Genomic DNA, 11,880 nt, shown 5'->3' on the forward strand with positions numbered 1-11,880 from the left:
TCCGGGGCTAGTTCCTGTTGCTCCGCTCGTGGCGGGGTTTTATGACAAAACAGGAACAGATCGAAGATAGAGCCTCTACGAAAGGTGCCGTGGAAATGGAAGAAGTGATCTATCTGGACGGGGAATTCGTTGCCAAAGGCGACGCCAAGATCAGCGTGTTCGATCACGGTTTGCTTTACGGCGATGGGGTATTTGAGGGGATTCGCCTGTACGAGAAGAACATCTTCCGGTTCGAGCAACACCTGGATCGCCTGTGGTCGTCTGCGCGCTCGATCATGCTCGATATCCCGATGTCCCGCGAGGAGATGATCGAGGCGACGTGCGAGACCTGCCGTCGCAATGGGCTGACGAATGGCTACATTCGCCTGGTCGTCACACGCGGAGTCGGCGATCTTGGCCTGGCGCCATGGATCTGCAAGAAGCCCAGCGTTTTCATCATCGCCGCCGGCATTCAGTTGTACCCCAAGGAACTGTACGAGAACGGCTTGCAGATCGTGACGGCGGCGACACGGCGTATTGCGCCGGACACTTTCTCGGCCCGCGTGAAGAGCCTGAACTACCTCAACAACATCATGGCAAAGATCAACGCTCAGAACGCCGGCGCACCGGAAGCTCTGCTTCTGAATCGCGAGGGCTATGTCGTCGAGGCCACCGCCGACAACGTGTTCCTGATCAAGGATGGCATGATCACGACGCCACCGACGTACATCGGTGCGCTGCGTGGAATCACCCGCGACGCCGCCATCGATATCGCGCGCCACCAAGGCTACACCGTGCGCGAGGAACCGTTTGCGCTCTATGAAGTCTACGACGCGGACGAGATGTTCCTGACCGGCACTGCGGCCGAAGTCATCTCTGTTGTGAAGGTCGACGGCCGAACGATTGGAAACGGCAAGCCCGGCCCGATCACGAACAAACTGCTGCAGGAGTTCCGGGCCATTACCGCGACCGACGGGACGAAGATCTGAGTTCGCCGATGCAGCCAAAGGCGCGCATCTCCGTCGTCATTCCTGCTTTCAACGAAGAGCAATCCCTCCCGCTCGTGCTTCGCGACCTGCCGATGAAGCACCTGCGGGAGGTTGTCGTTGTGGACAATGGCAGCACAGACGCCACGGGCGAAGTTGCCCTGGCGGCGGACGGACCCGTGCGTGTCGTGCGCGAAGAGCGTCGCGGCTATGGCCAGGCGTGTCTGACCGGCATCGCTGCGCTCGAGCCTTGCGACATCGTTGTCTTTCTGGACGGTGATTACAGCGATCATCCGGAAGAGCTCCGAAGCGTTGTTGCGCCGATTCTCAGCGGGAAGAAGGACTTCGTCATCGGTTCGAGAATGCGCGGTGAATCGGAGCCCGGGGCGCTGCTGCCGCAGGCGCGATTCGGCAATTGGCTGGCGTGTACCTTGATGAAGATCATCTGGAATCGCCAGTGGACGGATCTCGGTCCGTTCCGCGCCATCCGCCGCGAGGCCCTGCGACAGATCGGGATGCGCGATCGCAATTTCGGCTGGACGGTCGAGATGCAGATCAAGGCAATGCAGCACGGGCTGCGATGCGCGGAAGTGCCGGTCAGCTATCGCAAACGCGTCGGCGTTTCCAAGATCACCGGCACGGTCAGCGGCACCTTCCGAGCGGGCTACAAGATTCTCTTCACGATCTTCCGGTACGCACTATTCCGCTGAGAAGTCCATGCGGCGAACCTGAATCGGATCGCGCTCCGGCAGCGGGTGTTCGTGTACCACGGTGCTTCGCGCGGCGACCTCGGGCGGGATGTTGTAATCGACGAAGTAATCAATTCCCTGCGATCTCAGATAGTCGATAATCGTACCGCCGTTCTGGCGGTATTCGAAGTACTCGAAGCTGTTGATCAGTCCATCCAGGTTGGTCGCACGACGCTCGGAGAAGAATCCCAACTCGCCCGTGTTGAACGCCGCGAGGCGAGCATCTTCCGGAAGGTTCTCGCGAATCCACCGCGCGAGTACAAGGCGTTCGCCGTGAAGATTCGTTTCGTCGTGGTCGCCGACGTAGCCGACAGCGTTCTTGGCCGCGAACAATGTGATCGCAATAACCAGCAGACCTGCCGAAAAAGTGGGGACGGAGATGCCGTCGAATCGCGGAAGAGGCCGATTCGGGATGCGGCTGACCATGCGTACGATCAGACCGATCATCAGCGCGAAGTGCGGGCTCTGATACCAGACGCCTCGCAGCGAGTGGCTTGGTTCGACGGCAATGGAGAGCACGATCGTGTGTACGAAAAGCGCCCCCATCAGCACCAGAACCCCTGGCGCCACGGTGCGATCGCCGTTGCGAATTGCACGCACCTCAAACACGACGACTGCAATTGTCAGCAGGAAGGTGACGATGTTCTCGGTCCCGTCGGGCGTGATACGATCAATCGGAAAGACAGCGGGAAGCGTTCGTCCCCAGAGTTCGAAGAACGTTGGCAGCACGGCCGCCCAGTCGATCGGCGCTTTCTTCCACAAGCCGGAGACAGGCACGGAGCTGCCCCCCATCTTGTAGTTCCCCCAGAAGAGAACGCCGGCTGAAATGCCACAGATTGCGGCTGCGATCGTGACGAACATCGCGCGACGGGGGAGCGGCAGTGAATCGCTCCGCAGCAAAACGATTGTGGCGTAGAGGCCGATGATGGCGCTGACGACGGCCGAGTCCAATCGCGCCCAAACATTCAACGCCAGCAGCGCCATTGTCGTGATGTACCAAGTGGGCGATCGATCTTGGAGGAATCGGAGCAGCGAAATCGCCGCAAGCAGGAACACGATCAGGTGGATTGTGTTCTCCAGCCCCATCATCAGGTACTTCCCCTGGCACGCCAGGAAGAACGCCATCGCGCCGGCCAGGATCGCGCCTCGCCAGTCCCAGAGCCGCTTGCCGAACACCATCATCAGCGGAACAGCCGCGACGTTCAGAATAACGAGCATCCACATCGTGCCGGTCAAGAGTGCGCCCCGCGAATCGAACAGGAATGAGAACGCATAGAGAATCCAGAACCAGAGAAACTGCACACCGTTCGTTGGGTTCACCGCATCGAATGTCACAAAGCCCATCTGCTTCGCGTACCATGCCGTGTTCAGGTAATAGAACGTGTCGTCAATCGTGATGTGGCGCACGAGGAAGTCGACGCCTTGGGCCAGCACGTAGATTTCGCGCCCGAGCACGCCCGCACAGAAGAGAATCGCTGCCGCAGCAATCCAGCGGCATGGACAGGGCCTGGTTTCGTTTTCAGACAACGGGGAACTCCGGAGAGGGTTAGAGCTGATCGAATTCAAGCGGGTACTTGCATCGTGAGACTGCATCCTCGAAGGAAATCAATCCCTGCTGGTAGAGCGTCTTCAACGACTTATCCATCGTCACCATGCCCTGCTCCCAACCGGTTTGCATGGTCGAGAACAACTGCTCCGTCTTACCGGTGCGGACGATCTTGCGAACCGCCGAGTTCGCAATCAGGATCTCGGTCGCGACGACGCGGCCGCGATTTCCCGGCACAGGCAGAAGCTGCTGGGCGACGATTGCAATGATCGTGTTCGCCACCTGGATGCGGGTCTGTTCCTGCTGGTGCGGAGGAAAGACGTCGATCATTCGATCGATCGTTTGGGACGCATCGGGCGTGTGCAGCGTGGCGAAGACGAGGTGACCCGTTTCCGCCGCGATCAGCGCGGTCTGGATTGTTTCCAGATCTCGCATTTCGCCGATCACGATCACATCCGGATCCTGGCGCAGCACGTGGCGCAACGCCGCCGAGAAAGATCGCGTATCGCTCGTGACTTCGCGCTGCTTGATGATCGAGCGCTTGTTCGAATGCACGTACTCGATCGGATCTTCGATCGTCACGACCATGCACTGGCGCTCGTTGTTGATCTGATCGACGATGGCCGCCATTGTGGTGGACTTGCCGGATCCGGTCGGTCCCGTCACCAGAGCAAGGCCCTGATGTTTCCGAGCGATCTCTTCAACCACTCCCGGAAGTCCCAGCTTGCGGATCGGCTGAATGATATCGTTCACGACGCGGAATGCGGCCTCTACGCCACCGCGCTGGCGATGGACGTTAACACGGTATCGCCCGACATCGGGAAGATCCAGCGAGAGATCGAGCTCCCATGTTTCGTCGAATTTCTGGCGCTGCACGGGAGTCAGTTGTGTCAGGATCAACTGCTCGCACGCAGCCTTTGTCAGCGGTGGGTAGTTCAATGGAACCAGGTACCCGTCGAGACGCAAAGTCGGCGGCACGCCGCGCGAAAGATGCAGATCCGATGCGCCGCGCTCCACCGCCTGATTCAATAGCGAAACCAGCGACAGCGGCTGATCGCTATTCTTGGGCGCTTCCTTACGTCGGTGCGGGCGTACGACTTCGACGTTGCCTTCCTGGCCTCCCGGAGCGCGCTCGGGCAGGCGCTGTCCGGGCTGAATCGGGCCCTGTTGCGCCTGCTTCGGCGCGGCGGCCCGCGGCGGCAGCTTTACGCTCGGCGGGTTTGGCGGCGGAGGCGGCCCTTGCGCTGCGGATGGCGGCCTCAGTGCATCGGGAGACCGCTTCTCCGGCGGGGGAGAATGGGGCGTCTCATCCGGCTTCTTCTTCGGGAACAGACCCATTGGCGGCGCCTCCTCGGTTCAAATCGTCAACTGCCCAACAGCTTGTCGGGCTTGTGGCCTTCAGCGCAAGGGCGATGCGTTGCGCCGCATCACGGCAATCAGCTCGCGCCCTGCACGGGGCTTGATCGAATCGGGTGCAATGCCGAGTTGCTCGATCTCGAAGCTGGTTCGAAGAAGCGTGCGCAACTCGTTGGCCGTCACGTCGAACGGTGGGCCGCCGGGACGCTGCGTATTGAAGAACAGACCCACGAGCAGCCCGCCAGGCCGCAGCAGGTTCGCCATTGCCGTCACGTACTCTTCGCGGCGGCCCGGACGAATCGAGCAGAAGCAGACGTACTCCACGACGGCGTCGTATGCGCCACGGTACTCGGGCTGCAGCGCCAAGTCGAAGAAGTCCGCCGCCAGGAGCGTCGCATTCAAATCGCCCAGATTCGTACGCGCATGTTCGATCGCCAGCGGAGACAGATCGACGCCGGTGACATTGTACCCCATCTTTGCCAGCATCACGACTTCGTGACCATGTCCGCATCCGGGCACGAAAATCCGCGCTGGAGGGGCGGGTTCAGCTTTCGGATCAGAGAAGTAACGGCGCAGCGGGGGAGCCGGCGCGCCCGTGTTCCAGGCGGCTCGGGCGCCCTGTTCGTAGCTTTCGTTCCAATATTCGGGGTGGTCCGGCGTGAACTGCTCTTTCACTGTGCCAATTCCAGTGCAGAGGTACGCGCATCAAGTATCTGGCGCTCACCGGGGGAGAGGCTGTCGCGCTCCCAGGCCAGTTCCGCGTAGAGCGGCCGCGCCTGGTAGGATTCTCCACGCATCTCGAAAAGAAGCGCTCGGCGCAGTGCGATCGCGTGCTGCAATGGCATGCCCTCGGAAACTCCGGCGGGGACCGGCACCGACGGATCGTCTTCCAGGAGAAGGCTCTCCAGCATCCAGTAGGCTGCCGACGCGCGGGCGCCGACCGAGAGATTCGGACTCGCCATGGCGTACTTCAGAGCGGTCCGAGCGTCGGCAGGACGACGCGCCTGGACGCAGGCTTCTGCGGCTCCCAGGAATGCGTCCGACTCCAGGTGCTCTGCGGGATTACCGAAGGAGTTTATCAGTGCCAGGTACTGGTCTGCAGACGCGGACCAGTTGCCGGCCATTGCCTCGCCGCGCGCAATGGCAAGTTGTGCCGCGGCGGCGTTTGCTCCGGTCGGGGCGAACTTCAGGTACTCGCGGGCCGAGTTCATCGCGGTCGCGGAATCGCCCGTTGCCTCGGAGACTCTCACAGACAGCCAAAGTGCATCCGAGTAGAAGGGATCGTTCGGTGGAATTCGTTCTGGTAGACGGGTGGCGGCTTCAGCGGCGCGTTCGATTCGACCGGCGGCCAGGTCCTCTTCTGCCTCGGCAATCATTCGTGCCGCGGCTTCGCCAGAAAGCGGCCCCGATTCGGGAGCAGTCGTCGTAGAAGTTGTGGTCAAGACGTCGTCCAAAGACAACTGCGCCGCGCCGGCGAATGTTGGAATCGCCAGCGCGGCCAGAAAGAACGCAGTGCGGATTGAGGTCCGATGGAGCATCGCGGTCAGCCGGGGACGTGTCGCGGCTTGTCGAGGAAATCGCCGATGCGCGGTGGCTTGGCCTTCTTCTTTTCCTTGCCGGAATCCTGCTCCGGTGGAGCCCCAGGAGGCGTGTCGTCGCCCTTCTTGAAGAGCGGCGGCAAGTCCTCGCCGCGGATCAGCATCTCAAATTCTTCCGCGTCGATCGTCTCGCGATCGATCAGCGCCTGGGTGAGCTTGTCGAGCAACTCGCGCTTTTCGGTCAGAATGTCGACCGCGCGTGTGTGGGCTTCTTCGACAAGCGACCGAACTTCGTCGTCGATGATCTGGGCGACTTCTTCGCTGTAGTCGCGGTTGTCGCTGTTCATGTCGCGACCGACGAAAACCTGGCCGCGCGATTCGCCAAACGTGCGAGGCCCAAGACGTTCGCTCATGCCGAACTCGCAGACCATGCGGCGGGCCAGATCGGTGACGCGGTGCAGGTCGTTACCAACGCCGGTGCCGGTTTCTGCGAAGACGATCTGCTCGGCGGCCATGCCGCCCAGCATCGCAACCAGCTTGGCCTTCAGTTCCGTGCGCGTGTGGCTGTGTTTTTCTTCGGCCGGCAGGAAGTGCGTCACACCCAACGCGCGACCGCGTGGGATGATCGTAATTTTGTGCACCGGGTCGGAGCCTTCGGTAAAGCGCGCAACGATTGCGTGGCCGCCTTCGTGCACGGCGGTGGCGTGCTTCTCATTTTCCGTGATCTTCATGCTGCGGCGTTCCGGACCCATCATCACGCGGTCCTTGGCTTCTTCCAGATCGCGCTGATCGATCTCGGGCTTGTTCTGGCGGGCAGCCAGCAGCGCCGCTTCGTTGATGATGTTGGCCAGGTCCGCGCCGCTGTAGCCGGGCGTGCCCTTGGCAATCGCCAGCATGTCGACGTTGTTGGCCAGCTTCACATTCTTGGCGTGGACCTTCAGGATCTTCTCGCGGCCCAGCACATCCGGGTAATCCACGGCGATCTGGCGGTCGAAGCGGCCGGGACGCAGCAGCGCCGGATCCAGAACGTCCGGGCGGTTCGTCGCGGCGATCAGGATCACGCCTTCGTTCGTGGCAAAGCCGTCCATCTCGACGAGCAACTGGTTCAGGGTCTGCTCGCGTTCGTCATGCCCGCCGCCAATGCCGGCAAAGCGATGACGGCCGACGGCGTCGATTTCGTCGATGAAGACGAGGCAGGGCTTGCTCTTCTTGGCCTGCTCGAACAGGTCGCGGACTCGGCTGGCGCCGACGCCGACGAACATCTCGACGAAGTCCGAACCGGAGATCGAGAAGAATGGCACGTTGGCTTCGCCGGCCACGGCCTTGGCGAGCATCGTCTTGCCGGTGCCTGGAGGACCGAACAGCAGAACGCCCTTCGGAATGCGGCCACCGAGGCGGCTGAATTTCTTTGGATCTTTCAGGAAATCGACAACTTCACAGAGCTCTTCCTTGGCCTCATCCACGCCGGCCACATCCTCGAACAGGACCTTGACTTGGCCCTCTGAGATCAGCTTCGCGCGGGACTTGCCGAAGGACATCGCCTTGTTGCCGCTGCTCTGGACCTGGCGCACGAACAGCACCCACAGGGCCACGATCAGCAGAACCGGAATCATGAGCGGCAGCAGGATCTGCGTGAAGACGCGCGACTGCGGTGAAGGCATATAGCTGTTCACGCGGTCATCCAGCATCCGCGAGAGAATCAGTTCTGCCTGCAGGGGCTGATACACCGTGACGAACGGAATGGGCTCGCCGGCCTTGCGATTCGTCGCCGCGCGATTCAGGCGAGCGGAGACTGACTGGGGCAGCTTCGCGCTGGCGGCGATCTTCCCCTCGATCTTGCCGTCCATATCCCGCACATCGTCTTTGAAAGCCTGGTTGTCGACGACAACGCCATTGTCGTCGGTCACCGTGTTCATGGCAGCAACGTCCAGGAATTCGATCACCGTCAGCTTCAATGGCTCGGTGCGTTCCTGCATCTGAATGAACAGGAAGACACAGGCCACGATGATGATGATCCAGAGGGAAACGGATTTGAGTCTATTCATCAGTCAGTGAGAGTCCTTGGTTTCCAGCTTTTGGAGCGATATTCCGGCAGAGCGAAATTCCCACGAAACCTGGTAGCAAGGAGTGTGACAACACCGCCGCATTCCAGATTCCCGTCGTCATCGGACCAGTTTCATTCCGCACCGGTCAAGGTCAAACGGCCCAATGACTGGCTTTACTAAAGTTAGTCCCGCAGCACCAAAACCGGGCAGTGGGCGTAGCGCACGATGTGCTCCGCGACCGATCCGATTAACAAATGGGCCGCTCCTGTTCGTCCATGAGAATGGATCACGATCAGTTCCGCTTCGATCTCCTCGGCGAAGTCGGCCACCTCTCGCGATGGCGATCCGATCCGGATTTCCATGGCGGCTCCTTCATATTCCGGAGCGCTCAACCGGGCCGCCAGTGCCTCTTCGGCGTGCTCGATTCGGGCCATGTCATTGGACTCCGGCCAGATTACACCCGGCTCCATCGGAGTCAGCGGCGGAATTACATGGATAATGTACAGGTCCGATGACTTCGAAACCAGTTCTCGTGCGGTCTTCAGCGCCGTCATCGAGAAGTCGGAGAAATCGAGCGGAACGACGATTTTCTTCTTTGGGAGCCAACTCATGTCTGCCCTCCGATCCGGCAGGCGAAACACAACCTGCCCATGGGCCCTATCGTAAGGGACCGGGGACGGAAACGCAAGGTAATGGGGGAGGGGAAGGTCAGACTTCTGAGTCGTCTGTGGCCTTGGCGGATTCTTCTGTGGTGGCGGTCTTAGGCTCGGACAGGCGCCACGCCGCCGTGCCGCCGGCAAGGACACGGGCATCGTGGCCAGCGGCCAGCAATGCCGCCGCCCAGCGCGATGCGTCTGCGGTGCCATCATCCGCGATCACGACGACTTCGTCGCTGCGTGCGGCGCGATCGACATAGTCGGTCGGTTTGATGTCCCGGGAGAACGCCACGACTTCTGCGCCGGGGATGACTGCTTCCGGGGCTCGCTTCAGATCGCGGGTCAGTTGGATCACGCGGATCTGCTTTCCAGAGTCGGTGCGTCCCGCTTCATTCAGAAGGGCCTCGCGCAGATCCGCGGCGGTCACCTTCGTCGCAACAGATTCGGTGCTCGTCCCGGCGGGGGAGACGGTGGGGGCCTTTGCGCGACGCCATGCGGTATAGCCGCCGGTGAGCGTGCGGACTTCGGCCGCCCCGGCATCTTCCAGCGCGGCCGCGGCCTTGTCGGCTGTCTGGGCGCTGAGATCGTCGTCGACCACGACAATCGTAAGGTCCGTCGGAATGGCCCGATACGGGATCGTTGCCGCGGGGATGGAGGCTGCTCCGACGATGTGGCCGCGGGCGAAATCCGTCTCGGACCGCACGTCGACGACCATCACGCGCTGCCCGTTCTCGCGCAGAGACTGAAGGTCCTCCACCGAGATCGGGGTGGCGGCCAATGCGGTCGACGCACAGCCCAGCACCAGCAATGTCACAAGCAGACGAATCATCGGACCATCATTCCTTCCCAAGGCACAGGCGTCGGAGGCGGCACGGAGCGCACTGTGATCACAATCTCATCCGCATCGGTCAGGCCGAGGCTATCCTCGACGGTCAGGCGGAAGCGAACCGTCTCAACCACGAGCGAACTCGGCGCCGTGAATTCCGGGGTCGCCGTGTCGCCGCCAATCAAAGTCACCGGCGGGCCGGATGTCTGCGTCCACGAATAAGACAGGCCATCGCCGATCGATGCGCTGCCATCCAGGTAGACCGTCTGGGTACCATCGACCGTCTGATCAGGGCCGGCGTGTGCGCTCGGCATGCTGACCGCAATGATGACGTTCATGGTGTCGCTGGAGGAGCGGGCCTGATTGTCGGTCACGGTCAGTTCCCAGGTCATCAGGGTATTCTCCGTGACCTCCGGCGCCGTGAAGCGCGGCTCCTTGGTCTGCGGGCTCAGAAGGACAACCGGCGGGCCGACTGTCTGGTTCCAGGAAATGTCCAGCGGCGATGGACCTTGCGTGCCCGTGGCGTCGATCGTCACGACCTGGCCGGGAATGGCGACCATATCGGGACCCGCGTCTACGATCAGGTTCGGATTGTCGACGCTGATCTGGATAATGCGGAAGTCCTCGAGCGGAGGGTCGCCGCCGTCGTTCAGACGGAAGGTCACTTCGTAGACGCCGATCTGGCTCATGTCCGGCGACCAACTGAAAGCGCCCGTCGCGGTGTTGAACGTCGGAGCCGGTCCGGCGGGAATGCCGTCCGTGAACTCCATGGAGTATTCTTCCGTCAGCCCAGTGCTCACCGTGCCGACCAACGTGAAGTCCAGCGAATTCCCAACGACCACTGCCTTGTCCCCTGGATCGTCGAGAACCGGCTTCTGGCGATAATGAAGCGTGTACTGCCCGGTCGAACCGTAATCGACGAGATGGAAGAACGGAGCAGTATCGACGCGGAGCGCAGCGGCGCGTTTGGGGTCGATTCGGAGCTGATCTACCCACGCGTTCTCGACGGGAAGGATTTTGCCATCTGACCGTTCCGCGCTGACGAAACCGAGATTCCCATTCGCCGGGTCGGGAATGCGCACATACGCCCAGACAGCACCCGGCGCCGTGAAGGTCAGCGTCGTATCGGGATTGCCCGAGTCGACAACGTTGGATACTCCCGCGGCCACGTGCGTCACCGGAATGTCGGTGCCGTCCGAAGCGTAGATGTTGTCCGGAATGAAATCAGGATCCTGGTCCTCGTCGGCGAGGAAATCGAGGATGTCGTCTGAGCCGGGCTCGTCCACTCGCACGTTGTGCACGAGCGTCCGTGTGCTGATCCCGTCGATCAACGAGGTCTTTTCTCCGCCGAACTGATCGGCGTGTTTGTAAGTCGCATTGAAGTTGATGAACTCGCCGAGCAACGAGGACGTCATTGTCCAGCGAACCATGGCAGCCTGCGCCGCCTGCAGATCGCCGATGCTCGCGAGCATCGAAGGTGTGCGAGCCTCGCCGTTTACCTGCGTTCCGAGAATCAGGAAGCTGACCAGCAGGCCCTTCTCATTCTCGATGATCTCGGGCTGGCCGGTCTTCAACTTCATGCTATTGGCCGGACCGTGCCCATCGTTCGTCACGCGCAGACCGAATGTGAACGGTTCGCTGCGCTCCTCGATGTTCTCGGTCAGCGGATCGTCACCGATCACCAGGCGCGGGAAGAAGTACTCGAGCTTCAGAAGCGGCTGGGGATGTACGACGATCGAGTCGGGAAGAACGATCAAATCGACCGGGGCAGTGCCTTCCGGCCCGAGCGAAAGGTCGACGGTGACGTAGTAGCGTTGACCGGCGGGATCGCTGCCGCCTGCGCCGACCGTGGGCACGATCAGCCAGGAGGCTTCGCCCGTATCGCCGATTTCAATCCGGCCCGTCCCGTCGACGGCGGTGACATCCTTCAGTTCCGCATCGCCGACAAAGAAGAGGGCATCCGCGGGATCGCCGTTATTGTCAATAATCGAGATCGCGGCGTTGACGTTGGTCAGCGCCTTGTCGGTCAGGTTATTGGCAAGCGTCAGTCGCGCGTCGAAGGCGACGCGTTCGAATGTCAGTTCCTGCTTGATCTGAATCTTGACGCGGGCACACGTCTGCGCAGAGGCGTGTGACACCGCCAGGCCCATCAGGGCGATCAACAGAACGATCCAGTTTGTGGCTCTACACGTCATCGCT

The 11,880-nt window shown here is 61.3% G+C and carries 10 protein-coding genes; 2 read left to right on the forward strand and 8 right to left on the reverse strand.

Annotated elements, in window-relative coordinates; translation table 11 throughout:
• Positions 1-95 precede the first annotated feature (95 nt).
• Together ilvE and KQI84_07690 are read left to right on the forward strand one after the other, a co-directional pair.
• The gene (ilvE, locus tag KQI84_07685; protein MCB2154753.1) at positions 96-968 is read left to right on the forward strand and encodes a branched-chain-amino-acid transaminase; all 873 of its coding nucleotides are present in this window, start codon (positions 96-98) and stop codon (positions 966-968) included.
• A gap of 8 nt (positions 969-976) precedes the next feature.
• Entirely contained in the window at positions 977-1,675 is a 699-nt protein-coding gene (locus tag KQI84_07690) for a glycosyltransferase family 2 protein (protein MCB2154754.1), read from the forward strand.
• Here the strand turns inward: KQI84_07690 and KQI84_07695 are convergent.
• From KQI84_07695 to KQI84_07730, 8 genes are all read right to left on the reverse strand, one after another.
• Positions 1,664-3,241 (reverse strand): hypothetical protein, encoded by a 1,578-nt coding sequence (locus KQI84_07695; GenBank protein ID MCB2154755.1) that lies wholly within the window; start codon positions 3,239-3,241, stop codon positions 1,664-1,666. The two genes, KQI84_07690 and KQI84_07695, sit on opposite strands and share 12 nt — an antisense overlap.
• A 19-nt stretch (positions 3,242-3,260) precedes the next feature.
• Positions 3,261-4,598, reverse strand: coding sequence for a type IV pilus twitching motility protein PilT (locus KQI84_07700; protein ID MCB2154756.1), 1,338 nt, complete (start codon positions 4,596-4,598; stop codon positions 3,261-3,263).
• A 60-nt stretch (positions 4,599-4,658) separates the two neighbouring features.
• Positions 4,659-5,291 carry a methyltransferase domain-containing protein gene (locus KQI84_07705; GenBank protein MCB2154757.1) on the reverse strand — a complete coding sequence of 211 codons (633 nt, stop codon included), beginning with the start codon at positions 5,289-5,291 and terminating at the stop codon, positions 4,659-4,661.
• Complete coding sequence (locus KQI84_07710; protein MCB2154758.1) at positions 5,288-6,154, reverse strand: hypothetical protein; 867 nt, start codon at positions 6,152-6,154, stop codon at positions 5,288-5,290. The genes KQI84_07705 and KQI84_07710 overlap by 4 nt, the downstream gene beginning before the upstream one ends.
• A gap of 5 nt (positions 6,155-6,159) precedes the next feature.
• Positions 6,160-8,070: an ATP-dependent zinc metalloprotease FtsH gene (ftsH, locus tag KQI84_07715; protein ID MCB2154759.1), complete on the reverse strand. Its 1,911-nt coding sequence runs from the start codon at positions 8,068-8,070 to the stop codon at positions 6,160-6,162.
• Between the two features lie 311 nt (positions 8,071-8,381).
• Entirely contained in the window at positions 8,382-8,810 is a 429-nt protein-coding gene (locus KQI84_07720; GenBank protein MCB2154760.1) for a universal stress protein, read from the reverse strand.
• 97 nt (positions 8,811-8,907) lie between these two features.
• Entirely contained in the window at positions 8,908-9,684 is a 777-nt protein-coding gene (locus tag KQI84_07725; GenBank protein ID MCB2154761.1) for a hypothetical protein, read from the reverse strand.
• The gene (locus tag KQI84_07730) at positions 9,681-11,876 is read right to left on the reverse strand and encodes a hypothetical protein (GenBank protein ID MCB2154762.1); all 2,196 of its coding nucleotides are present in this window, start codon (positions 11,874-11,876) and stop codon (positions 9,681-9,683) included. Before KQI84_07730 ends, KQI84_07725 begins: the two co-directional genes overlap by 4 nt.
• Between the last annotated feature and the right edge of the window lie 4 nt (positions 11,877-11,880).

Source organism: bacterium (assembly GCA_020444065.1).
Classification (GTDB): Bacteria; Sumerlaeota; Sumerlaeia; order SLMS01; family JAHLLQ01; genus JAHLLQ01.